At 54.5% G+C, this 24,648-nt stretch carries 21 protein-coding genes; all 21 read left to right on the top strand.

Going from position 1 to position 24,648, the window contains the following annotated elements; translation table 11 throughout:
- Nucleotides 1–3: 3 nt before the first annotated feature.
- The 21 genes from JC200_RS23940 (at nucleotide 4) to JC200_RS23840 (ending at nucleotide 24,525) form a co-directional block, all read left to right on the top strand.
- Complete coding sequence (locus JC200_RS23940) at nucleotides 4–339, top strand: hypothetical protein (protein WP_274436676.1); 336 nt, start codon at nucleotides 4–6, stop codon at nucleotides 337–339.
- The gene (locus JC200_RS23935) at nucleotides 336–1,088 is read left to right on the top strand and encodes a hypothetical protein (RefSeq protein WP_274436675.1); all 753 of its coding nucleotides are present in this window, start codon (nucleotides 336–338) and stop codon (nucleotides 1,086–1,088) included. The genes JC200_RS23940 and JC200_RS23935 overlap by 4 nt, the downstream gene beginning before the upstream one ends.
- On the top strand, nucleotides 1,072–2,994 hold the full coding sequence (locus JC200_RS23930; RefSeq protein ID WP_274436674.1) for a VirB4 family type IV secretion system protein: 1,923 nt from the start codon (nucleotides 1,072–1,074) through the stop codon (nucleotides 2,992–2,994). The genes JC200_RS23935 and JC200_RS23930 overlap by 17 nt, the downstream gene beginning before the upstream one ends.
- Complete coding sequence (locus JC200_RS23925) at nucleotides 2,991–5,006, top strand: hypothetical protein (RefSeq protein WP_274436673.1); 2,016 nt, start codon at nucleotides 2,991–2,993, stop codon at nucleotides 5,004–5,006. Before JC200_RS23930 ends, JC200_RS23925 begins: the two co-directional genes overlap by 4 nt.
- A 74-nt stretch (nucleotides 5,007–5,080) precedes the next feature.
- Complete coding sequence (locus JC200_RS23920) at nucleotides 5,081–5,563, top strand: hypothetical protein (RefSeq protein ID WP_274436672.1); 483 nt, start codon at nucleotides 5,081–5,083, stop codon at nucleotides 5,561–5,563.
- A 236-nt stretch (nucleotides 5,564–5,799) separates the two neighbouring features.
- On the top strand, nucleotides 5,800–6,282 hold the full coding sequence (locus tag JC200_RS23915) for a hypothetical protein (protein WP_274436671.1): 483 nt from the start codon (nucleotides 5,800–5,802) through the stop codon (nucleotides 6,280–6,282).
- 147 nt (nucleotides 6,283–6,429) lie between these two features.
- Complete coding sequence (locus JC200_RS23910; protein ID WP_274436670.1) at nucleotides 6,430–6,897, top strand: hypothetical protein; 468 nt, start codon at nucleotides 6,430–6,432, stop codon at nucleotides 6,895–6,897.
- 714 nt (nucleotides 6,898–7,611) lie between these two features.
- The gene (locus tag JC200_RS23905; protein WP_274436669.1) at nucleotides 7,612–8,304 is read left to right on the top strand and encodes an HD-GYP domain-containing protein; all 693 of its coding nucleotides are present in this window, start codon (nucleotides 7,612–7,614) and stop codon (nucleotides 8,302–8,304) included.
- 47 nt (nucleotides 8,305–8,351) lie between these two features.
- Nucleotides 8,352–9,704 carry a lytic transglycosylase domain-containing protein gene (locus JC200_RS23900; RefSeq protein ID WP_274436668.1) on the top strand — a complete coding sequence of 451 codons (1,353 nt, stop codon included), beginning with the start codon at nucleotides 8,352–8,354 and terminating at the stop codon, nucleotides 9,702–9,704.
- 58 nt (nucleotides 9,705–9,762) lie between these two features.
- Nucleotides 9,763–10,959 carry a MinD/ParA family ATP-binding protein gene (locus tag JC200_RS23895; RefSeq protein ID WP_274436667.1) on the top strand — a complete coding sequence of 399 codons (1,197 nt, stop codon included), beginning with the start codon at nucleotides 9,763–9,765 and terminating at the stop codon, nucleotides 10,957–10,959.
- Between the two features lie 13 nt (nucleotides 10,960–10,972).
- Complete coding sequence (locus tag JC200_RS23890; protein ID WP_274436666.1) at nucleotides 10,973–11,713, top strand: CpaB family protein; 741 nt, start codon at nucleotides 10,973–10,975, stop codon at nucleotides 11,711–11,713.
- The gene (locus JC200_RS23885; protein WP_274436797.1) at nucleotides 11,710–12,735 is read left to right on the top strand and encodes a CpaE/TadZ family protein; all 1,026 of its coding nucleotides are present in this window, start codon (nucleotides 11,710–11,712) and stop codon (nucleotides 12,733–12,735) included. Before JC200_RS23890 ends, JC200_RS23885 begins: the two co-directional genes overlap by 4 nt.
- Nucleotides 12,732–14,168 carry an ATPase, T2SS/T4P/T4SS family gene (locus JC200_RS23880; RefSeq protein WP_274436796.1) on the top strand — a complete coding sequence of 479 codons (1,437 nt, stop codon included), beginning with the start codon at nucleotides 12,732–12,734 and terminating at the stop codon, nucleotides 14,166–14,168. Before JC200_RS23885 ends, JC200_RS23880 begins: the two co-directional genes overlap by 4 nt.
- Nucleotides 14,169–14,186: 18 nt before the next feature.
- Nucleotides 14,187–15,161: a hypothetical protein gene (locus tag JC200_RS23875; RefSeq protein WP_274436794.1), complete on the top strand. Its 975-nt coding sequence runs from the start codon at nucleotides 14,187–14,189 to the stop codon at nucleotides 15,159–15,161.
- A gap of 12 nt (nucleotides 15,162–15,173) precedes the next feature.
- Nucleotides 15,174–16,028, top strand: coding sequence for a hypothetical protein (locus JC200_RS23870; protein ID WP_274436793.1), 855 nt, complete (start codon nucleotides 15,174–15,176; stop codon nucleotides 16,026–16,028).
- Between the two features lie 247 nt (nucleotides 16,029–16,275).
- Nucleotides 16,276–16,449: a hypothetical protein gene (locus tag JC200_RS23865; RefSeq protein WP_274436792.1), complete on the top strand. Its 174-nt coding sequence runs from the start codon at nucleotides 16,276–16,278 to the stop codon at nucleotides 16,447–16,449.
- A 29-nt stretch (nucleotides 16,450–16,478) separates the two neighbouring features.
- Nucleotides 16,479–16,856 (top strand): hypothetical protein, encoded by a 378-nt coding sequence (locus tag JC200_RS23860; RefSeq protein ID WP_274436791.1) that lies wholly within the window; start codon nucleotides 16,479–16,481, stop codon nucleotides 16,854–16,856.
- Nucleotides 16,853–17,344, top strand: a complete 492-nt coding sequence (locus tag JC200_RS23855) for a hypothetical protein (RefSeq protein ID WP_274436790.1) — start codon at nucleotides 16,853–16,855, stop codon at nucleotides 17,342–17,344. Before JC200_RS23860 ends, JC200_RS23855 begins: the two co-directional genes overlap by 4 nt.
- Nucleotides 17,345–17,439: 95 nt before the next feature.
- Nucleotides 17,440–18,795: a hypothetical protein gene (locus tag JC200_RS23850; protein ID WP_274436789.1), complete on the top strand. Its 1,356-nt coding sequence runs from the start codon at nucleotides 17,440–17,442 to the stop codon at nucleotides 18,793–18,795.
- 165 nt (nucleotides 18,796–18,960) lie between these two features.
- Nucleotides 18,961–19,446, top strand: a complete 486-nt coding sequence (locus tag JC200_RS23845) for a hypothetical protein (RefSeq protein WP_274436788.1) — start codon at nucleotides 18,961–18,963, stop codon at nucleotides 19,444–19,446.
- A gap of 18 nt (nucleotides 19,447–19,464) precedes the next feature.
- Nucleotides 19,465–24,525, top strand: a complete 5,061-nt coding sequence (locus JC200_RS23840; protein ID WP_274436787.1) for a YncE family protein — start codon at nucleotides 19,465–19,467, stop codon at nucleotides 24,523–24,525.
- Nucleotides 24,526–24,648: the final 123 nt, after the last annotated feature.

Here is a 24,648-nt window from a genome sequence, read left to right as displayed (position 1 = left end):
CTCATGCTAGAAGTGTTCTCGCCCATCCCCATGACGGAAGGCGAAAGTTTAGCCTGGGGAATCAGCACAAAGCACGTACTGCACGGGGTGATCGGGGTGGGCATATCCACCCCGTTCATGGCCATCGCACTCCCCGTTTTTCCGCACTTTGGGCTGCCGAGACTGGGTGTGTTCGTGATTGGCGCCGTGTTTGCGGTCGTCTTCGCAATGGTCCCCGTGAAAGGCCGACCTTTAGCGGACTGGCTTTGGCTCAGTTATCGCTTCTCCAGGAGACCGAAGGTCATCCTGTATGACAGGACGTATAGAGTCCGCGTTCATCGCAAGGGGGGAGTCGCGTGAAGATCATAGTGATCGCGGTGATTATGGTCATGTTTCTGGCTGTACTCATCACCCGCGATGTACGAAAGCAGAGAGGTTCGTCTGGCAAAAAGAAGGTCTCAGGGTCTTTGCAAGAATTCCTGCCCATTGAACGCTTTGCAGAAGATGGGTCGGTTGTCGTCAATAAGAGATTCAGACGTCTCATTCACGTCGGGGATGTCAACTTGTACTCCATGTCGGTGGAAGAAATTCAAGCAACGCGAGACCGATTCAAGGAAATGCTGCAACGCCTGGACAATCCGTTTCAGATTTCGGTTCAGGCACGTCGAGCCAACTATACGGACTTTGTGAAGTACACAGAGTCCGCGGTCGACGACACGATGAACGCCTACAAGAATCCGGTGTTCAACGAGTATGCGAAGGGACTCAAGCAGTACATCAAAGAAGAGGCACTCAAGCCACGCACGGCCAGGGAAAACATCATTGTCGTGGGTGTCGTTCCAAGGATGGGTGCGGAATCGCCAGAGGCGCAGCTGGAGCGTCTGGACCGCGAACACGCCTATGTCGAGGCGGGGCTGTCCAATATGGGCGTCCCGTTCCAGACCCTGGAACCGGTGGAGGTGATCGAAGCCGCTCAGAACTTCTGGAACCGCGAGCGAGCCGTAACACAGCGTTACCGCGACGCACTCGTTCGTAGGTCGCACGCGCCGAAGGTAAGCGGGAGCAGCATGATTGGGAGTGAGGTGAAACCTAATGTCGGCGAAGCGTAAGGCTACAAAAAAGGTCTATCTCGATGATCCAAGTGTCCTTGGCGAGCATGCACCGACCATTCATGACCTCATGACCGTGGCAGATGGCATCGAGGTTCGAGACACAGAAATCTTTGTCTCTCCAAGTGGATACACCAAGACGTACTACGTGACGGGACTCCCATCCACAGTCCATTTCGCGTATCTCAACCGCTTTTTTCACATCGGTGCAGACGTTCACATTGGCATCCACGTCGACCCAGGGGACAACGCTCTCGCAATGTCCAAGCGAACGAAGATGATGACCAAGATCGAGGCCGAGATTCTTGGTGAGCAAAAGGCGGGCACCAACAAGCAGATCGCGTTCCTGCAGCAACAGTACCAGCTGCTCGAAAGAGAGCGCGAAGAGCTTCGTCTGGGGATTGAACGTCTCTTCTACGTGACGCTCATTTTTACGGTGTCGTCCCCGGACCGTGACGAATTTGTCGCCGCCTGTGAGCGAATCGAGAGAGAAGGCTTTGAGGGCTTCCTCATTCGGGAGGCGTATAAGGAACACGACTTGGGTCTGCGAGCCGTTGCGCCAATCGGGGAGAACGTGCTGCGCCATCCGATTGAAATGACAGCCACTGCCCTCGCCAATGCCTTCCCGTTCACGAACTCGCATTTCAGTCATGAGTACGGTGTTCCAATCGGGATCGACTGGTCGTCCGGTCACTTGAACCGATACGACGCCTGGCATGAGAATCTGGCCAACCACAACATGATCGTCATTGGCACGTCTGGTGGCGGCAAAAGCTTTCTGCTCAAGGGCCTCGTGTCTCGCTCCGCAGCCTTCGGCATCCGACACGTGATCGTAGACTACGATGGCGAATACGGTGCCCTGGTCAATGCGCTCGGCGGTGTGACGATCCGAATCGACGAGCGCTCGCCGCACAAGTTCAACCCGTTCGAACTGTCTGAGGAAGAAGAGAAGCTGCCAGATGGGACCATTCGCAGGTTTGTCGACATCAAGGAAAAGATCAGTGAGATGGAACGACTGATCAGCAGCATGGCGCACTTACACAGCGACACGGACCACCTGGACGCCTACACCACCGCCAGCATCAACAACCTGCTGCAGAAGATGTATGAAGAGGACTTTCAGTTCACACCCGATCCGGAATCTCTCTACGAACGAAAGGACAGTTGGGAACGTGATGCCAAAGGGGATCGCCTGATCATCCGCCAGAAGCGGTCTCAACCCCGATTCTCGGACTTTTACACGAAACTTCAACGGGCAGCGGACGAAGATAACCGCCTGGAAGAACTGCTCATGCGCCTGCGTCGGTTCCGTGAAGACGGTACCGAGGGCATGTTCGACTGCTATTCCAACGTCGAACTTCAGGACACGCCGATCATCCACTTTGACTTGTCGAGTCTCAGTGAAAAGTCTCTGGCACGGAAGCTTGGCATGCAAGTGGTGTTGGAATGGGTGATTGAGCGCTTCGTAAAGAAGAACGTGAACATGCGCAAGCGCGTCATCATCGACGAGGCACAGAAGATGCTCGAGTCCGAAGACCACGCGCACTTCCTTGAGGACGTCTTTCGTCGTATCCGGAAACGGTCCGGGTCAGCCGTGGCCGCGAGTCAGGACTTCTTAAAGTTCGCCGAAAACGAACACGGCCGCGCCATTGTGCAGAACAGTGCCACCAAGGTCCTCCTCAAGCAGGCCAAGAGCGACAAGGATGCCGTCATGGAAGTGTTTGGCCTCGAAGACCAGGAGTTTGACGACCTGGTTGGGTTCCGCAAAGGCAAGGGGCGCTGGATCGTCGGCGAGGAAGTGTTCTACAACCAACTCAACGCATTCGATGAAGAGGCAGAGCTGTTCTCGACAACCTTTGCGCAGTCTGAACATCAGCTTGCGATGCAAAGGAGGGAGCTCGCTTGAGTTGGTTTGGAAGCATCATTGCAGGCATCCTGAACGTGCTGGCTACGGGCATCAGTGCGTTGGTAACCAAAGCAGTATCCGTCAAGGGTCTGACGCACTCGGTCATGGGGAACATCATCCTCGGTAGTGGATTCTTCCCGCATGGCAACCCGCCTCCGTGGGGTTCAGGAAATTTCTCGAATCTCATGGACCCGAAGGCAGTCGCATCACTCAAACTGTTTTCCCTCTCCTTTTGGGCGTTTGGCTGGGCGTTCCTGCTAGGCTCCATCTATCTTCTTGCCATCCAGGTGGCAGGGGCGGCTGAGAGTTCCATTCAGCGGGAACGGTTGAAGAAGGGAGTCCTCAGTCTCATCATCTCGGCCATCCTGATTTGGCAGGGCTCCCACCTCGCGGTGTTGGTGACGCAGATGTTCTACTACCTCAGCGACTACTTCCTGAGTCTGCCACACTCCCTATCGAATTTCTCTGCGTCGACCCCTTCGCATACAGGGGGTCAGCAACTGCTCGGGTCAGCCGTGAACCTCTTGCAGGCGGTTCTATCCATCGTCGTGTGGATTGTGTACCAGTTCCGGGCGTTGTTCCTCTATGTATGGATGCTGTTTTTCCCGCTCGCGATGGCGTTCTATGCGAACGACAAGACACGTGGCATCGCGAAGATGTGGTGGACCGAGTGGATCTACCAGATGGCCATTCCATTCGGCCAGGCGGTCGTATTTGGTGTAGCCAGCGCCGTGGCCAGTCCAACCGGTGGCGGTGCATTGACAGCCGCCGATGTGTTCGTCTCCTTCGCAGGGACGATTGGACTCCTGGCGTCTGCCACGTATATGCGGAAACTCATTGACATGGTCGCGCAGGGATTTGGTGCCTCGATGATTGGAGCCAACCACGGTATGGCGTGGGGCAGCATGGCGATGGCTGCCGGAGCTGGGATGACCGGAGACCTGCTCGGCAAGGCCAGTCTCCGTACCGGACGCGCTGCTGCGGGGAAAGCGTTCCGCAAGGTAGACAATACAAAGTGGGCAAAGAACTTGGCTAAAACGAAAATCGGTGACAAGAGTGAGGTACACGCAGGAGCCGTACAAGCCGGTGCCTCGATGGACGACATCATGATGCATCAGAAGTACGGTGCAGAGGGTGACCCGATTCGCAATGGCGGTGTGGGTCTTGAGGCCGCCAGTGGGGGTGCACGGGGGTTCGGTACTGGGTCGGGTGGAGCCAGGGGTGGCGCACGTGGCAAGAGCCTGCCACTCACACGCACGCACACGGCTGGAGAAATCGGAAGAACAGTACAAGCCACGAAACACGCCTTTGCACACAGCAATCTTGGAACATGGGCAACGACTGGGTGGAAGGGACTCCAGAACGAAGGGGGCATCCGAGGCAAGGCCGGTGACTTATCTGCAAAGGGCAAGAACAAGATCGCAAGGTCCATCGGGTCATCCTTGGGCAACAAACGCTTCATTGGCCGACCGGTTTCCGCCATGACCGACGCGGTTGCAAACAAAGCTCAACGCCACCTGGCCAACCGAGAGCTTCGGCAAGAACGATTGGAAACCGCGCGTGACCACATTAAAGAGGTCATGCAAAACAATGCCATAGCCGCACGGGTACCCGGCATCAGCCATCTGTATGACGCACAGAACAACACATTTCAGGGACTGTCGTCTCCCGCGGAGCAGAAGCACTCTGCGGCCAGAAACGAGTTTGTGAATCAACTCCGTGAATCCGGCGTGTCACCGAGGGACGCACAGAACCTCTCGGAGACAGCACAGCAACAGTGGGATGTTGGCCAACATCTGCCGAATCTCGGCAGCTACACGCCAGCCGCTCAGGAAGCGTATCGAAAGGCGTATGCAACCTATCAGCCGGCACAGTTAGACCGCAAAGCAAAAGAGGCCGTAGTCGCCGGCAGGGTAGCAGTCACGCCACCGAAAGACCCGCTGAAGACGAAAACGGCAGGTACCAACGCGTTCTTGTACGACGCAAGGAAAGCCATTGTAAACGGGCATTAGATTCGGTCCTGAAAGCCTCCAATGCACAACGTTTGATTTGCTACACTTAAAAGACATTGAAGGGAGTGTCTGCGATGTTTGCCGAGCGACTCATTCAATTCCATAATGCGCTGCACTGGTGGGGGCCGGCCATCGCGGCACTCTACGTCTTTCTTGTGCCATGGGTCATTGTGGCGCCTGGCCTACACCCAGAGGACGATGCTGAAATGCTCCGGATAGCCCGTATAACCGGTATGTGGGCACTCTGGATCTTCTACGCATGGTGGTTTGCACTACCATACTGGGGAACCGAGATCCTCCTGTGGATCGTGCTCGGCATTCCCGCCCTACTGATATATGGGTTTCTTCTGGTCGTGTGGTTTGTTGAGGGGATGGAGGCACGTTCACTCACTCAGGCCAAGGCGGAAGGCAGGTATTACTACGATCAAAGGGAAGTGGACGAGAGGTTCGAAGCTGAACTGAGAGCCGCTCGGGAGCGAGAAGCACTATTTCTGGGCCAGAATATTCGTAAGGACAAGTTTCACGTAGTGGATGGCGGAAAAAACGAGGATTCCTAAACCGTGTCCTAAAAATTCGACCACGGTACAATCGACTACGTGAACTGGAATAAGGACAAGTTTCAGGTGGTGGATGGCGGAAAAAACGAGGATTGATATACCGTGTCCTAAAAATTCGACCACGGTGCAATCGACTACGTGAACTGGAATATGAAACCAAGCGTAAAGGGAAATAGCGTGTGATGTAGAAGTTACCATTGAAAAATGTGACATCACAGTGGAAGAGGGTAGGTTTGGTGAGCGCAATTCTTTGTCCATCATGCGGCAGCGACAACTGCCAAAGCTTTTCCATCTTAAACGCCCACGGCACCTCAGTCGTAAATACCTCGACGAGAACGGCTGGCGTTGGTGTCGGTCGCGGTGGCCTTGGCGTAGGAACAGCCAAGAGCAGAACCACCGGCACTCAACAGACAGCGGTGGGAGCTATGACCGCGGCACCCGCAAAGAAACGCTTGCGGTGGCAGGTGATATTAAGCATTGTCTTGGTACTCTTTGGTTTGTCCAAAATCACGCACGGTATCGGCATTGTCATGCTCATCGTCGGGTTGGCACTTGCATACTGGGGCTACACCAGACTGCGGTATAACCAGAACGTGTGGCCTCAATTGTATAGCGATTGGCAGCTCAAATTTTTGTGCAACAAATGCGGTACGGTCTTTGTGAATCAACCAAGCTACACTTCCCCGGCCGATGAGGAAGTCGCATCAACGGTCGAGTAAACCTTTCTTTTAAGGGGAAACGGCCTCCGAGTCGGGGGTCGTTTTTCATCTCCGAGGACGACGTACACCTGCTGGCTCAAATCACAACCGGAACCGCCAACATCACGTCGCGTAATTTGGTACCCTCATCTTGAGAGGTGAACACACATGACCGTCCAGCACGCCTTCCACTTACTCCTACACGTGTTGCAGCGTTTGAACCACATCATCAATACGCCTATCGCACGATTTTTCCTACTCGTGCACCATGCCATAAGGTGGTGGGAGGTAGGCGCGTGGACGATTGGTATTGTCCCTGTCGTATATGTCATGACGGAGTTCATCGCCCCGATGCTGTTCAAAGAGTTCGCCTGGTTCGATAAGAACAGCATACGCAAACATTTCGTGGCGAGAGCGCGTGTGTGGAGTCGTTCCGCCTTCTGGACCGGATACGTGGTGTGGATACCGCTGCCATGGGTGCTCGTGGAGGAAGTTATCCTCCTTCTCGTGGTATGGCGCTTCTGGTACAAGTGGAAGAAGTGGAGAAAGGACAGAGCTGCCAAAGCCGAGAAAGAAGCGCACAAGTTCGACGAAAAACCCGTGCTCATCCCGGGCGGTGGGAACAACTTCAACTAAGGTTCACAATGGCCTCGGTCGATTGCGCCGGGGCTGTGCTGTTTCCAAGCCTCAATGCCGTTGAACCGGATTGAGCGTCTGCCCACTGCAAAGCATGATAGAATAGTAGGCGTACATCTCAGTGTGTACCCTGGAGTATTCGTTTGTTGGACAACCCCTTCCACTTGGCTCTGTGGCCTCGGAGCTTTCGTTCGGGACATTTCACGATGTTCTGAATGCAAGGTGGAAGGAGGTTGTCCATATGAGGAAGATACGTTTTCGTCTGATCTGGCGGTGGTTGTTCCACGATTTCGAAGTGGAGATCGAGTCCGAAACGACGAACAGCCAATCCCCTCAAAGTCCTGGCCCGGACAAGGATTGACTGCTCTGCCTCAGTAAAAGGCCCGAACGAAGCTCTAGCAGGCCCTGCAAAAGCCCTAGTACATTCGTGCTGGGGCTTTTGCACTTAGTTTAGTATGCGCTCATGAAGCACTTTAATTCACTTCTCAATAATAAATTTTAGGTTTTATTACTGAGAAACTTAGTGCCTTACTCAACAACATAGTACCACGTGGTTTTAACGTAGTACAACAACCGCTCCATTTGCGCCCCGCCTACATGCCTCCCGTTTGCACACGTGCTTTGACTCGTTCGCCCCCTCCAATCACATTGGCGTAAAGATGGCGGATTCCCGCGTTGAATCTGTGCTAGTGTGATTTCGAGGAGGCGAGTCTCTTGAAATTGACCGCAAATGAGATGGGATTACAGCAACTGCAGCCGATGTTCGAGGCCATCAGTTATGTGGCAGAGTACGTAGAACCAGACGCGATGAACCACGTGCAACGGGTATCAGATTACGCTCGGTTCGTCGCTGAGTACGTGCTGGAATGGGATAGCGAGGAGACTACACGACTCGCCTTGGCAGCCCTGCTTCATGATGTCGGGAAGACAACCATTCCGCGTGAGCTGTTGCTCCGTCCAGGGGCTCTCACAGCGGACGAGAGAGTCTACATTCGCCAACATGCTCATCACGGGTTCAACATCATCGAAAACGTCGAGCGAACCCTTGTGACAAACCAGATTGCTTTTGACGAAACCCTGTTCTCGTACGCCAAGCAGGTGGCCTTGTATCACCACGAGAACTTCGATGGTTCTGGCTATCCTGAAGGAAAGGCCGGGAATGACATCCCCATGGTCGCACGTGTCGTGAAAATGGTCGACGTGATCGACGCACTGATGAGCGTTCGCCCCTACAAAACGGCCTGGCCGTGGAAGAGCACCCGAGATGAATTGAGACGCCTTGCTGGCAGTCAATTCGACCCACATCTGGTGGATGGGCTATTGCACGAAGAGGAAGAGTTCATTCAACTGCTTGCATCCACACATCACAAGGTGTCCGAATCCCTCGTGTTAGGCGCTGCGCGATGAAGTTCCCAAACCCGTTTCGCATCCCAAGGAATCCACGAGACCTGCTCGTGTGGGTGATTAAACAGATGTTCCTTTACCTTGGATGTGGAGGGTCATTGGGCTACTTGGCACTGTTAATCGGCGCACTGTCCCTGTTCGGATTTCTCATTGGCGACTACAAGAGTTCAGGGAACGGCTCTGTGAATGGGACAAACGTCACATTGGACAGTGCCACGATTGCGAAAAATACCGAGCTCAAACTGACCTACCAGCACGCGGCCGACACATGGCAACCCGGTCTCAGCCCGTCTCAAATCAGCCAAGTGGAACAACAGCAGGTGGGTACGCCCCCTGCTGTGCTGCTGGCGATTGGCAAAATGATCAACAACTTGAATCCACCGAACGCCTACGAGTACGCCAACGACCTGAAACCCAGCTTCACTTGGCAAACCTTCAAAGACGAAACGATCACCTATCACTCACATGTCAACCCGAAAACGGGACAGACCGTGTGTGTCCAGTCGGTGCGCTATACGCCTGTCACCATGCTCGTCCGCGCAAATACCTGGGACGGCACACTGAGCGACACATACCACTGGGTCACCTCCGGACACGTCGGGTGTAACGGGGTTTGGACGCGGCACATCGAACTGTCGTCGACAAAGCGGACCTATACGTGGTCACGCGTATGGAGCCTGTTTGCCCATGTCCCGGCAGACAACGGTGGAAGGCACTTCTTCATCACCAAGACAAAGCTCAATGAACAAACACTGGCCGGTCTCATCGCGGCGCAAGACTACTCCATCACCGACCCACACGTTCAGGCGATGGTCGCAACCGTCCTGTTCCCCAGTGGCACCGGAGCCTTTACAGGGACAGCAGTCGGACCCGCAAGTCCAAACACCATCAAGAACGTGGCTCGTTGGAAGACCTACATTGAGATGGCCGCGGCACAGTATCGCATTCCAGCGGTACTCATCGCTGGCGTCATGAGCCAGGAATCAAGCGGTAACGAATACAGCAGCTCGGGCGGTGTCCTGACCTCATCTACGGGAGCTATGGGACTCATGCAAATCGAACCGTCCACCGCTTCCGGCATGTATCTGAACGGTACATACATCGGCAACAGCGTCATGGCCGACCTGTCGAATCCAGCCACAAACATTCAGATTGGCGCCATGTACCTCTCCGAGCTGTACCACGAATTTGGCAACAATCCGGTGGAAGCCGAATCAGCATACAACGCAGGTCCGGGCGGTGAGCAGCAAGCCCTGTCGCAGGGGTACCAAGTCGCTCAGAATGCCCAAACACTCAACTACGTCAATCAGATCCAGAACCGTTGGGTACCTGCGCTCACCAAGTACTTCGGACCTGAGACCTTGACACCGACCGGGACATCAAGCACCGCAACATTGGCGTAAAGATGGCGCACTATGTGGGTGTTTTCCCTATATGATTACAGCTAGGGGGTGAAGGGCAGTGCTCTATCTGGCGTTTCCGCAAGACCTGCGTGACCGATACAAAGACAGCACATGGCTGACGCACACAAGAGAGATTGAGGACACGCAGTTTACACCGGATGACACGCTAGTCTTGGCGTGGTGGACCGTGACGGATCAGGCGGAACTCATCCACCTCGCATACCGTGCGCGGCAGCGGGGCACCCGAGTCATCTATGTCGGGCCAACCGACTTTGACACAGCCGACTTCAAGCAACAGCTTTGCCTCATGGGCATTTACGACTTCCTGTTCTTCAAGGACGAAATTGTACTGGGCAGAATCGACGATCTCATAGAACATCCACGAACCCCTGCTGACGTACGCGAATTTCTCCCGCAGGACTTTGCAAGCCCAAATGCGCAGCCTGCAGTCGTCGAGGAAACCGCTGAAGATGAACCCGCTGCGCCCCATGGGCGTCGTGGGCTGCGAGACCGCCTGCGTGGCGGCTCAAGATGGGGCAAAACATCCCCTCCGTCTACGGTACGCATTCTGCAACCGCGTCTGGTGTGTGTGGTGGGCGTCTGGCCGCGCGCTGGCACCACAACCATCTCGTACCTATTGGCCAAGCGACTCGCAGAGCGCTTGCCGCCGAACTCTGTGACCTGTGTGGAACACCCCAAACAGTGGGGGCGCATGTGGGAACACTTTCAATTGGACAAGCACCTGCCAGCAGAACAGTATCACCACTGGCTGCAGGGGGCGGACCAAACCATCGAAGTCGATGGAGTCAGTCTGGTACCTCTCCCACCGGGATTCGAAGGCGTGAAAGACGACGCACAGACCCGCATGGTCGAGTACATTTTCCGCCAACGGCGCCGACCCGTCACTGTCCTCGACTGTGGTCAAAATATCGCGGACGACATGCTGCTTGGCATGGCAGACCACATCGTTTGCGTCCTCGACTGCGATCCGACTTACCTGAGCGTGAAGGAACTCGGGAAAAAGTACGAGTACCTGACTGGCAAGCATCCCGGTCGTGTGGTCACGGTGCTTAATAAGTGGACACGATTTGCCCAATACGAGGACCTCTTCGAAGATGCCGTAAAGGTGCCCTACCTGTCACCCGAGCGCATGCAACAGGCACTGTGGGACGGGCAATTCATCAACATATCTGAGGTGGACGCGGACCTACAGGCGCTCACAATGCGTCTCGTACAACCGCTGTCAACGCTCTAAAGGGGAATGCGACATGAAAGCGTGGTTGAAATACTCTATCGCCACCACCCTCTTTGTGGTCGGGGTCGGTGGGAGCATTGCGTACAACCAACTCCTCGAACCGTATCTGAACAGCGAATCGGTGTATGTGGCAACCCACAGCCTTAACGCCGATGCACCGATTCAGACCGGGGCCTGGACGCGGGAACGTCTCCTAAAAAGCCAAGTGTCACCTGGAGCGGTAACCAACCCTGCCGAACTTGCTGGGATGTACACCGCTCAGCCGATGTCAGCGAATCAGCAATTCACCGCCATGGACACAGAGGCCGATCCATTCACGATCACGCCTGGAACGCAAGATGTGCCGATCCCGTCCTCGTGGATCGCCTCCGTGTCAGAGACACTGCGACAGGGTGACTACGTGGACATCACGCCGTTGGCGCAACCCCAAGGCACCACGACGTCGAGCGCCACAGGGAATGCGTCCACAACAGCCAATGCACCGAACACGATATCACCAGGCAACGTCAGCCTGAACAATATCCTGGTGCTCTCCGTGCACACCAGCAACAACCAGGAAGTGACGAATGCTGCACCGCCAACAGGGACACAGACGATTGGTACCTTATACAACGGCACAGGCAACCCGAGCAACATTGACCTAAAGATGACCACGGCACAGGCAAAGTTGCTTACCTCCTACATTGAACAAAAAACGCAGTTGTTCATCACCGGTGTCGCTTCTGGGAACGAGAGGGGAGGGGGAACACAGTGATTGCCATCGGACTTCGAGACAGTTTACAAGGCCAGCTGTCCATGCCCATGTATCGGACGTTTGCTGAACTGGGCGACGTGCATGAAACGCAATACCTGGTGGACTCTGCTGGCGTCGAAAAATCGGAACTGTACACCTTCATGGAAGAGCACCCGAATGCGACCCTGACCTATGTCGTGGACAGCATGAGCCCAACCATGAGCACATTTGCCGCTGCCCACAGCATTCAACTCATCGAACCAGAAAGAGTCGTGGCTTCCCTGCGTGCCGATGAGAATGAGGCAAAGCAGACGCCTATCCTGGCCTTCTGGGGTGTCTACCCACGCCTTGGAACCTCCATCATCGCGATGGCAGTCGGGCATGTGTTGGCGGAACAGCACGGGAAGTCAGTCGGCATGGTGGGACTCAACGCCTACAATCCGGGGCATTGGATGTTAAACGATACAGAACATCATTTAGACGACATCTCATCTTTCTTGCAACACAGGAAACTGGACCGACAAGTCCTGCTTGGTTCGATGGAAAGTGCCTACCGAATCAAATATCTACCCGGATTGCGCAACCAGACCAACGCATTGATGCTGCAACCCGAGCACGTTCGCAGCCTCATTGACGTGGCCCAATCGTGCTTTGACGTGTTGATTCTCGATTTGGGTTCCATCCTCAACACCGCACTTGCACTCGAAGGCATGAATGCCGCGACACAGCGATTCGTGGTGGCCAACGACCTGGTGTCCACACAGAAACAGTTCTTTGACCACATCGACTATGTGCTCAAGCCCCTCGGGATCGATCCGGACCAGCTGCTACTTGTGGGGAATCAGCTACATGGAAAGAGCAACAGTGGATTTGCGAAGTCAATTGGCCTACTCCCTATGGCCGCGATCCCGACATTTCCCTCTATCGACCTGTACGCAGAGCAACAGCCTGATCCGCTCAAATTGTTTTTTGCTGAGAAGACGTTCCGCAAGGCAGCCGAGGCTATCGCATCCTCTGTGTTGCCAAAGGGGGTGGCGTCATGACTACGCAAGAGCTTCTGCCTTCCAATCCGTTCAGAGCAGACGCCTATCTCGACCGTTCACAGGCCGGACAGGCGCGACTCATGGGCGAAGTCACCTTCGATAAGGTGATCGAGGCGTTCCGACACTACATCAGCAGAGAACTGGATGCACGGGATGGCAAGGAGGACATCGATACCGAGTACCTGGCTCGTAAGCACCGGGCCATTATCGGGGAAAAGGCGGACAAACAGTACTTCATCCAAAAAGTCCACGACTTCATTCGTGAGTTCCCACAGTACCAGAACACCCGGTACCCCGAGTATTATCCGAGCCTGACGGAGGCCATCTTCCAGCATCACCTTGGGTTCGGACCGATGAGCGTGTGGTTCGCGAACCCTACAGAATCGGCCACCGTCAACGGAACACAGATCTTATTCGGCACCCACGGCAGCAGCACCAAGCAACTACAGCCGTTTGAGTTCGACTCCATCGACCAGGTGAAACGTCTCATCCGGACGCTCACGCTGAAGGACGCCGACACGCAGGTGAACCAGACCCACAACTGGACACAGGTGGACATGGTGGATGGCACGCGCGTGACCATCTTCACACCGCCGTTATCGGAAACCTACGTGATCGTATTCCGCCAATACCTGTTCAACGAATTCACCTTTGAGAGTGTGGCAAAGCATCGCACCATTCCCGGGGACTCCGTGCAGTGGTGGAAGCTGCTCAGTCGCTTGATGTTGACCATGATGACCACAGGCATTCGACGCAGTGGGAAGACCACGCTGCTCAAGGTCATATATGGCGCCCGTGACCCGGATCTCGAAGTCGTAACGGTGGAGCGGGGCACGTTCGAGGCCCATCTCAAGCGAGACTTTCCCAAGCGTTCCTCCCGAATCCATTCGCTCAAGTCGACTCTCGAAGACATGAATTCGCTCTTTCCTGCATTCTTGCGCAGTGATGCCCACTACATGATGGTGCCGGAAATCCGGAGCATGGAAGTGGACTTGCTCATCCTGTCGCGAGAACGGGGCAACGGCTGTCTGGCGAGTTATCACAGCCCGTACGTCCTGAATATCCCGCTTGAACTTGCCGACCTGAGTCTGGAAGTGCGACCCAACCGTGACCATCGGGCGACGTACGTTCGCACCGCGCAGAGCCTCGACGTCGCAATCACGATGTGGGAGGACCCTACAGGCAGAAAAATCGTGACAGGTGTCTACGCCTACGAGTTCGATCACGAATCCTCCAGCTTCACGGTAACGACATGGATGAAGTATGACCGGCAGACGGACGCGTGGGCCTTTCACGCTGAAATACCGCCGCAGTTGAAGCAACGGTTGGAAGACACGTACCCGGACGTGCTGGTGCCATTCCTGACAGAGTTTCAGAGGCTTGCACAAGCACATCCGTTGTCCGGACAAGCGGTTCGGACAGTCCGAGTCTAAAGGAGTGATGGAATTACAATGGCGGCCATGCTAAACACTCTCATCCAAATTGTTTTATACACCCTCGCCTGCGTGGGCGTGTTCCTGCTGTTCGAGCATGTATGGCGTGACGTCTATGCCTGGATGCGGCACACGTACTACGGCATTGGTCATCGGCAGATGCTGCGGGTCAGCGAAGGATTCCGTTCGTCGAAGAAAGCGACGACGAATGACAGAGTCCAGGAACACCTCGAGCTCTTGCTGCGTGCAACACTCAAAAAGTCCAGCAAACCATCGGTATCCCGCTTCGTCATGGGGTCTGTCGTAGGTTCCGCGGTCGTGTTCCTGCTTGCTTTGGCTGGCGTACACAACCTGCCCCTGGCTGCGGTCACAGCGCTTCTCGCACTTGTCGCACCCTACGGACTGTTGAACATCCGCAGATACCATTTAGGTATCCAGAACTCGTACGACATCGGGATTTTGATCGACATCCTCGTGCCCGAATACAGAAAGCACCACGGTAGCATGTTGCATGCACTCACCGCTGCCGTGGAGTATCTCCCCACAGGTCCCCTGCGGCGTTCCGTGGCAAGGCTTGTGGACCAGCTGGCCAACCACGTAACACCCGTCGAAGCCAGACGGGCAGTGGACAAGTTCTCCAAGGAACTCGGAACAAGCTGGGCTGTGCAGATCGCCAACGACATTGAACACGCCATCGTGGATGGGGTCGACGTCGAATTCAGTCTGTCGCTCACACACAAGGAGTTTAAGGAGATCGAAGACGCGCGCAAAGGCCAGAAGTTTGCCCGACTGGATAGCCTGCTCGTCGCCTGTGTGCCATTCGTCATGTGGCCGGGGATGATGGTCTTGTTCTACTTCTATCTCTCTCGAAACATTTTCCTGTACCAGTTCGACACACCGGCAAGTTTCCGCTGGTTCATCATTACACTCATTTTCACATTTGGTTCCTTTATGGTCGGCATCATCTTCTACCGACCCAAGCAGGACATGTAAGGGGGTGGAGTCATGGGTTACATCGGGTGGGTCATTCTGGCTCTCGGCGTCATATCCAGTGGTCTTGTCTTCTATAGCGCAACGCAGACTGACTACGAGCGGTTCCAATTCCAAGCAAGGCTTTCAGGCGGCTGGTACACAACGCGCAGGAGAATGCGGAACCGGTTCAAGGACGACCAACTGACTGTCCTGCTCCGTCGCAGTGGCCTGCAGATCAGTGCGCCGATGTATCACTACTTTCGCATTGCAGCGACTTCGGTATTCGCGTTCATCGCCATCATGGGGTTGCTTTCCGGACACGGCCTGACCCTTGTGTTCCCGGTCCTGATTTGGTTCGGACTCGAGTATCGACGTCCGTTCCCCATGCACTTCGGATTCCAATGGCTGCAAAAGCAAGCCGCGGCGAACCGCGACCGTAGCCTCTACCTGCTGTACCGTCTGCTTCTGCAAGAGGTCATGGCCTTCAAGGACAGCCGCATTGGATTGAATGACATGCTCCGCCGACAGTTGCACAGAGTCCCTACCATTCGGTCGTTCCTGGAACGCTGTCTCAACCAGTGGATGGAAGACCCGGTCAAAGCTCTCCAGCAGTTCGGGGAAGACCTTGGCACCAAACAGGCTAAGAATTTTGCCCACATGCTCACCCAAATCGAGGAGGCTGGCACCGACGTCGCGCTGGACATCTTCCAAAACAACCAGGAGAGTTTCCGCACCGACCGTATCGCTGCATTTACCACGTACCTGCAATCTCGTGCACTCCTCGGCACAGCTCTCACGATGCTCGGTGTCGGCGCAGCCATCTACGACATTACAGTGATCATCCAGGTCTACACGGCGACACTGATGAAAGCGAGCTTCGGCGGCTGAATAATGGCGCTAAGATGGCGTAATTATGAGCGGGAATCGTGCTAGAGTGAAACTGCAGGAAGGGGCTGAGCCATCTGAGACAGATAATCGCCGCGATTATGATGATCCTCGTGTTCGTACTGCTGGCGGTGTCAGACGTGCAGTTTGGCTCAGTCCAAATGAACAGTATTGCTACAAGAGGCGTGACTGTCATCCAGACCACGCCCGACCTAAACCTAGCTTCTCGCTGAAAGGGGGTGAACGGTACATGAACGGAGTTATGGCAGGTGTTGTTGCAGGCGTGATGTTGCTCATCGCAGCAGTGGTCGGCGTCATGGCCTCGAATAATTGGGGTCAATCTCAACAACAATCCGCGCAAACCTATACAGCAACCCAACTTTCCGGTGCAGAGTCTTCACTGTCAACATCATCAGCGCCCTAACGTGAATTCGGGATGGAGGTCGGAAAACTGTGAGAGATGTCATTGTCGTAGCCCTGCTATTCTTCGGTATCTTGACATGGAACTACCAGCCGTACATGGATGCCATCAACGGGGCTCGTCTTCAGTACCTTCAGGCGACCGTGAACACGGCCTTGTCCGAGTCGAAGATTAAGGGGTACTTCAGCAGTTCCGACCTCCAGACCATTCAAGACAACGTGGCGACAACGCTTGGTTATCCAACGGATGAGGTACTCGTATCGGGGACGACGACGCCGACCGACCGCGGCCAACCGATTGAGCTGTCCGTATCCATCCCATCCACGATCAACCTGTTCACGATCGCTCCTTCTGCGAACGGCACGATGCTCACGTCCTCCGAGACGGCCGACAGCGAGGCCATCCAATGAAGTGGGTCATGATGGTGGTCTTACTCATGATTCTGCAGTTTGAGGCACATCAGCAGGTGTTCAATCTTGAAATGCAGGAGACGGATTACCGGCGCATCCAGGAGGCCGTGCAACTCGCCACACTCGATGCCGTGGAACAAGTCCAGCCGACCAGCGTATCAAGCAGCGAACCCATCTTCAATACTGCCCAAGCCAACACCGCCTTTGACCAGACGCTGGCAGCGAATCTTGACCTGAACGCACTCACCTTGCAACCGAAACCAAACACCATGCTGAGTGTCGCGCCGAAGGTCCTTTACGAACAGTTCCTCGACTGGAGCGACGCTACGTTCCCATATCCGTACACGAACAACACCTACGGCATTCATCTGACACTCAATTCCCCGTCCATCATCATGGTCATTCAGTTCACCATGCCAAGCTACGCGCACAACGTAAAGCCCTATACGTTCACGATACCGGTCGTACAAAGCTACCAAGGAAACTAAAATTTGGTCCGCTTTTGCTCACGGACTCACTCAAAGTTTAGTAACATATAGACATGTAAGAACTTCCGTGACATGGCAGCCAAGGAGGAGACCCAATGAACAAGACCATCGCATCACTACTCGCACTCACAGTTGCAGCAGGGACATCCGGAGCGCTCACCATGCCGACTGCCTTCGCTGGCACAGCCGCTGCGCAGACGTCGAAGATCGTCGTCAACGGGCAGACTCTTGCGACACCGCCAAGACTCGTACATAACGGTACGACGTACATGCCAATTTGGTACGTACAGCAGGTGCTCAACAAGGTGCTCAACCTCACCACCGCTACCGACGTTTGGGATGGCTCTCTGTCGACGCCGACGTGGAACCTCACCATTCCGAACGCCAACTCGAACATCATCTACAGCAATTCCGGTAGCACCGAGATTGAAATTAACGGAAGTGTGGTAGAGTACGCACCGCGCCTGGTGGAAACACCGTCTGGCGCACAACAGTCGACTACCTACATGCCGATTTGGTACATCCAGCAGCTGCTCAACCGCGTGCTCAACCTCAACAATGGCACGGACGTATGGAACGGTGGCCTGACCACACCAACGTGGACCATTACGACACAAGCGACTGGCAACACAGAGTCCCAGACTGCGATGGCCGCCGCGATGTGGAACGTATTCGACGCCACCACCTTCGACGTGCACACCCACGCCACAATGCAGCAGTCCGGCGTTACGCCCACGACTGCCCCTGTGACTGCAGGACAGGTTGCAACGTGGCTCAACGATTGGATGACACAGTCCAAGGGGTACGCGCTTAATGTCACTTATGCGTTCCATGGACAAATATACGGAAACGCAGGCCAATGGATTCCTTGGTCACTCAAATATGAAACCAGTACTGATCCATACACGTGGGCAAGCGAAAATGACCTGTTTGATGGGGTGAACGTAGCAGGGTCGAACAGTGTAATTACGACGAGCGAAGTTTCAACCCTCATGGCGAATCTGAAGTGGATGTTGAACGGGTACAAGAAAGTTGGAAACGTGTATCACTTGCATGCGCCTGTAAATGGGGACTTTGTTGAGTACGCCGATGTCGTTGATGGTGTCGGGATACCTGTTGCGACTTACGAAAAGGCGTTAGCAGAAGACGCCTACTATGCTGACCGCATTACGGCGACGGTTACTAATGGTACCCTGAACCTGACACTACCCAATGTAGCCAATACGCCTATGCAGCTCAATTGGAATGTCGTAGCCCGCGGATTCCAAACCTACGGAACTAACTTCAACTCCTATGGCGGCGTCACTTTGCATGTAAAGTTAGGTTCATCAGTTCCCATTGTTTCAATTGCCATTCAGTCCAACGCAGCTAACCTTACACAGTACTTGTTTGGCTTAAAAGATAACAATGGCGTCATCACCTGGAATCCGGTTGATGAAATGAATTCCTAATCTCACGCACAGACAAAACAACAGCACTTAGCGCTCAAACAGGTCTCCCCACATGGTGGGAGACCTATTTATTTGCCCTCCACCCGCAAAGAATGGCGCTAAGATGGCGGATTATGAGCGATATAACCTGCTAGAATTTAACCGAGCATGTTGGGAGGGATCTACGTGAAGCTTACGTCTCTATGCCTGGGCACGTCAATCGTCATTGCACTCCTGTTGTCCGGATGTGGAACCCAAGCCACCAATAAAACGCTAATCAGTCTACCCGTGTCCGTACAGTCCCACTTGTCTTCGTTGTCCAAGCGGGAAAACCTGGTACATAAGTTGCCATCAAAGGCTACGGCACAAACCATTCTGTACATCTCACCGTCAGAAAAGTATGCCATTGACCAGTTCAAGTCGATTTGGTCTCAACTCCGCAAGCAACCTGCTGTGGTGTGGACAGGAACCACAAAGTCTACCGTACGAACCGCCTGGAAACAGGACGGCTTCACAACAGACCCGCTACCCTCTACTGCGACCACGTATATCGCTAAGAACATACCGACTCCTGACACCTATGCGGAACAGAATCCTACATCGTGGGCTGAGGTCCCCGGTGTCCTCCCTGCGTCGGAGGCTGCTCAGTGGGTCCCGTTCTTCGCTCATTAAGACAAAGGATGTGAGTGCGTGAACCGAAAGACGAAGATCCAGGCAGGCATCGGGATCGGTGCCGTAGCGTCCATGCTGTTTGCGGGTATTTTTGCGAACACTGCGGACGCATATAGTCTCTACCCAAACTATCCAAACGTGGACTACTCTGTCGTTTATAACGATGAGAGCGGAGGAGCCCTTAGCCATGAACTGTCCATGACGCGCACTGGGGACGAATTTCATGTTGTAAAGGAAGGTCAATACCCTGCTTTAGCTGGTGGGTACATGTACGCTGCCGTAGAACAGGCCATGGTATCAGATGGTCAAGGCAGTTGGCCCGTCATCCAGGCAGATATGACCACAAACAGAACCGGTTCAGGCTACCTTCTCATCGCGACACCGAATGAGAGCAGCGACTTTGCGACGTGGGTAAAGCGTCTCGGTGGAAATCTTTCCTTTGTCGAAAACTACATGCACAGTCATCACGACATCATCGCACTTCAGGACATTGCAACTGGTCAAACTTACACCTACTACCCACTTTCCTTAATGGTCAACGAATCGGGAGCCGTTTTCGGCAATCCAACCGCTGTCCCGAACGGGAAGATATACAAAGGCAGCAACGGGAAATCATATCCCGAGTACACGACGACGCAACACATCTACACATCACGTCCACCGGTTGCCACGGGGCTGTCCGCAGTCGATGCGACAACGGGCAGCGCCAACATCACTCAAGGTGACCCGGTTACATTCACGGCCAAGTCAGCCATCTACATATACCCACAACTCGGCGGCAACCAGACCTCGGGACGCCATTACGACGCGATTCAACTACGCAACAACTCGACCGGGCAGACGTACTGGGTCACTGGCAGTGGGTCGTCGGACATCAATAGCATGACAAGCGAAATCGGCGGGCACGGCTACTTTTCGGACACCTTCACCTACAACGCCAACCTTCCAGTCGGCACTTACACAGCCTCGTTTTGGGCCGGTGACATCGTCGATCGCATTAGTGCCACGCCTGCAACCAACACATTTACGGTTGCGCCCTCGGGACAACCCGTCATAAGCTTGAACGCGAGTCCATCCTCTACAACGGCTGGTCAAAGCTCGACACTGACCGCCAACGCGAGCAACGTGCCACCGGGAGATATCATCAAGATCATCGACAAGTCCGGAGCCAACACGCTCTCAGGCGCCAATTCGTACACCAACAACCAGGTCGGCGCGACACAGTTGCAGACACAGGTCACGTCGCAAACCGCTCAGACGGTAAACTACGAGGCCGAGCTGGTCAACCAGACAACGGACGCGGTCGATGCCACCGCCACAGCCTCAGTACAGTGGGGGGCGAGCGCAGTCCTGCCATCTCCACCCGTTGCGCCAAGCATCGAACTCTCGGCCAATCCGCAATCACTGGGTAGCGGCCAACCATCCACGGTTTCGTATGCAGTCAGCAACTTGCCATCGGGAGACTCTGTGTCATTGACCGGAACGACAACGTCAGGAACCCCGGTCTTTTCGACGTCCTCGTATACGTCGAGTGGCCGTTACATTCAAGTCCAGTCACCGGTCAACGGAAACAGCACGACAGTCAACTACTCTGCAGACGTACTCAACGATGCAGGGCAACTCGTGGCGCGTTCCAACAACGTGTCCGTGACATGGACAAGTACGCCCCCATCGATTGCACTTCAGGCAAGTCCGACGAAAATGGTCCCTGGGCAACCCACGAGGCTCACGTATACCGTCAGTGGCGGTTTGCCTGCCGGTGACACGGTTTCGGTGACAGGTTCGGGAAACGCCGCACACCCGTGGAACACGGCGGGGCAGACATCTACGTCAGAGAGTGATACCGAAACGGAGGACCCTAGCGGCGGACAGACGATAGCTGAGACGTACACAGCGACTATACGGAGCAGTAGCGGGCAACCCATTGCCAGTGCACAGACAAGCGTGCAGTGGACGAACGCCTGGACGGGCACCATCCAGTTGACCGCGAGTCCGAACGTCCTCGCTGTTGGGAAATCCACGACACTCACTGCAACCACGTCGACGCCTATCCCGAGCGGATATATCCTGGTCATTGTCGATGAGCAGACAGGCCAGACTGTCGCATCGGGTAGTGCTTCAACGCTTGTCGGACAATATGCGTCGGGTTCGGCAAGAACGTATGACTTCGTGGCATACGTAACGGATGGTTATGTGCAGACGGGGCCTCTATCTAACACGGACCAAGTCCAATGGGTAGGTGCTTCGCTTTCAGCAACACCTAGCGCTCTCGACATCAATCATGCCTCGACCATCACTGCGAACGCGCAAAACATGCCAAGCGGGGACTGGCTCATTCTCTTCGATGAAACTACCGGCCAAGTGCTTGCGACAAGCCAAAGTTCTACGGTGTCCACATCACAAACAGAGTCCACCGCTCAAACGGACAGCTATGTTGCCTATGTCAGTACGAGTAATTCGGTCAGCAGTGCTTTTGTCACGTCGCCAATTCAGGCAGTGAAATGGTACTCTGTGACGCTAACCGCAAGCCCGACAACCTTGCCTGTAGGATCGTCCAGTAACCTTGCTGCCAGCGCGCAGAACGTCCCGAGTGGGTACATGCTCGACATCGTGGATCAAACGACCGGACAGACTATTGCTTCGGGACATTCTGGACAGTCGACCCTCAACGCCTTGCAGACAAAATCAAGTCCGGCAACGGACCACTACGTAGCACAGGTTGTGAAACCAGGGAATCCATCCATCCCCGGACTTTCGGTGCCTGCCTCTGGCGGCGATGGACTCGCTGCTACAGTAACAACAGGATGGTATCCCCAAGCCGTCGCCTATGACTCAGCCAATGGCAATTTGTACGTAGCCGACCAAGGCGATGGAACGGTCACGGTGATAAGCGGCACTACGAATGCAGTCCTTACCAAACTAAATCTCGGTGCATCGACGATGCCTTACTCTGTCGCGTACGACCCATCCAACGGCTATGTGTATGTGCCGAACCTGGAAGGGAATGACGTCTATGTCATCAACGGGAGCACCAACTCAGTCATAGGGACTGTGGGTGTTGGGTCATACCCTCAAGGAATAACCTATGATTCCGGTAACCATGATCTATATGTCACGAACGAAGGTTCTAGTAGCGTTAGTGTGATAAACGGAATGTCAGACGTTGGAACAATCGGAGGTGTGGGTTCATACCCTCAAGGTATAACCTACGATGCCGGCAATGGAGATATCTATGTCACGAGCAACAGCAGTGACGTAGCTGTTATCAATGGCAACACAAACTCACTAGTTACAATCATCAACTCCATTGGTGGAGATCCAATTGCACTGGCCTACGACCCCAAAAATGGAGATGTGTATTCCGCCAACATCTATGGCAACGTCACCGCCATCAACGGAAGCACCAACGCAGTCGTCGCGACTATAACCGGTCTCGGTAGCGGACCGGATGGTATTGGATACGATGCAAAGAGTGGCGACCTCTATGTTGCAAGCCAAAACTCCGCCACCGTTGGCATCATTAACCCGACCACCAACGCGGTGATTGACACAGTGACTTTGCCGTCCGGCAATGACCTTGACGGTGTTGAATATGACCCAGCCAACGGAAATGTGTATGTGGCAGGTGGGTACTTATCCAACAGTGTCTTTATCATTAAACCCGGATCAGGGCAGACAAACACCTTCCCATTCTGGACGTTCCAAACCGCACCGCTACAAGTACCTGCAACACTCTTTACGACTACCGCGCAGTCCAGCAGTGATGGGAACGGCTCCATATGGGTTTCAGCATCATCGAGTCAGCCCAATGGAACTGCATTTTTTCAGAGTACGTTGACGCTCTCTCAAACGCAGTCTGTGACGCTATCTATGCCCTACGTGGACGACTATGCCCAGGTCTATGTAGATGGTCAACCTGTGATGAAACAGGGCAGTGGTGGGGGTGTCGGAGGGAGTATCCCAAACACATCGAGTGCGACGGTCACACTATCTGCTGGGCAACACCAAATCATCATTGAAGCTATGAACACAAACCACTTTACCAGCCCGAACAATAACACGGCTGGTGTTGCGCTTACTGCGACAGGCAGCAGTGGCAATACACTCCTCACAACATCCAGCCCGAGTGAGTGGACAACCACCGGATATGTTTCAAAGCTCCCTGCTGGTTGGTTCAGTAGTGAAGTCGGAACGTTCACATGGACGGAGTACGTGTTGAAAGAAAACTCGTCACCGAACATTTCACAGGAGGCAACTTATACCGTCACGAACACGCCACAAAGCGTTTCTGCCACTTCGTCACCAGTGACCGTGCAGTGGTACCAGTGGCACCTTGCACTCGCGGCAAATCCAACAAGTCTTAACGAGGGTAACCCTGCGACACTGACAGCCACATCGGCCGGTGCTCCATCAGGTTCAGTGATACAGATTTGGAACACAACCGACAACAAAATGGTCGGCCAAAGTCCCGCGAATGCCACATCGCTTACCGCCACGTGGACTGAGCAGAAGGCGGTCACGGACACCTTTGTCGCGTACTTCATAGACCCGACCACTGGGAAACAGCTACAAAGCAGTAACGACGTCCAAGTGACGTGGAAACAGATACCGTTGACCCTGACGAGTGCCATCGTGACACACACGCCCGGGTGGTTGAAGAACCTGCAATCGTACAACGCCTACTACGCTACGCGTGATCCGAGCCTTGTGCGACCGCTGAGTTACTTCTGGGCAGGCGAGGAATTTGTGTTGAGAGCCGAACCTTCTGTGTCTACCATCGCACAGGCAACCGTCACCTTTAGCGGGCTGAACTACAGCTCATTTGCCCCCTTTGGTGCACCGACGCAGTTTACGGTTAACCTTACCTACAACCCTGTGACGGGACTGTTGGAGGGGAACAGCAACCCGAATTGGTCCACATGGTTCCAATACCTCAAGGACGGGACGTATAGCGTGACGTTCTGGGCGAAGAGCACGGACAATCAAGTCGCAACCGCGCAGGCATCGTTCACCATCGATGCTCCGTGGGTCAGCGGCAACGACCCGAAGACATACTTCCACGAACATCAGACATGGTGACGCATCAAAACTAGTCGAGAACACACTTGATGGCCGCCCAAACCGGGCGGCCTTTTCCATAATGGCGACAAGATGGCGGACTATCCCGGCGATATCGTGCTAGTGTGAAGTAGACGTCTACAC

This window comes from Alicyclobacillus sp. ALC3 (assembly GCF_028751195.1).
GTDB lineage: Bacteria > Bacillota > Bacilli > Alicyclobacillales > Alicyclobacillaceae > Alicyclobacillus_L.
This window is presented reverse-complemented; position numbering and strand designations above follow the sequence as displayed.

Coding starts and splice junctions, on each gene's coding strand:
- JC200_RS23930 (WP_274436674.1), top strand. CDS start 1,072: ATGTCGGCGAAGCGTAAGGCTACAAAAAAGGTCTATCTCGATGATCCA.
- JC200_RS23865 (WP_274436792.1), top strand. CDS start 16,276: ATGAACGGAGTTATGGCAGGTGTTGTTGCAGGCGTGATGTTGCTCATC.
- JC200_RS23920 (WP_274436672.1), top strand. CDS start 5,081: ATGTTTGCCGAGCGACTCATTCAATTCCATAATGCGCTGCACTGGTGG.
- JC200_RS23870 (WP_274436793.1), top strand. CDS start 15,174: ATGGGTTACATCGGGTGGGTCATTCTGGCTCTCGGCGTCATATCCAGT.
- JC200_RS23875 (WP_274436794.1), top strand. CDS start 14,187: ATGGCGGCCATGCTAAACACTCTCATCCAAATTGTTTTATACACCCTC.
- JC200_RS23940 (WP_274436676.1), top strand. CDS start 4: ATGCTAGAAGTGTTCTCGCCCATCCCCATGACGGAAGGCGAAAGTTTA.
- JC200_RS23910 (WP_274436670.1), top strand. CDS start 6,430: ATGACCGTCCAGCACGCCTTCCACTTACTCCTACACGTGTTGCAGCGT.
- JC200_RS23850 (WP_274436789.1), top strand. CDS start 17,440: ATGAACAAGACCATCGCATCACTACTCGCACTCACAGTTGCAGCAGGG.
- JC200_RS23880 (WP_274436796.1), top strand. CDS start 12,732: ATGACTACGCAAGAGCTTCTGCCTTCCAATCCGTTCAGAGCAGACGCC.
- JC200_RS23855 (WP_274436790.1), top strand. CDS start 16,853: ATGAAGTGGGTCATGATGGTGGTCTTACTCATGATTCTGCAGTTTGAG.
- JC200_RS23890 (WP_274436666.1), top strand. CDS start 10,973: ATGAAAGCGTGGTTGAAATACTCTATCGCCACCACCCTCTTTGTGGTC.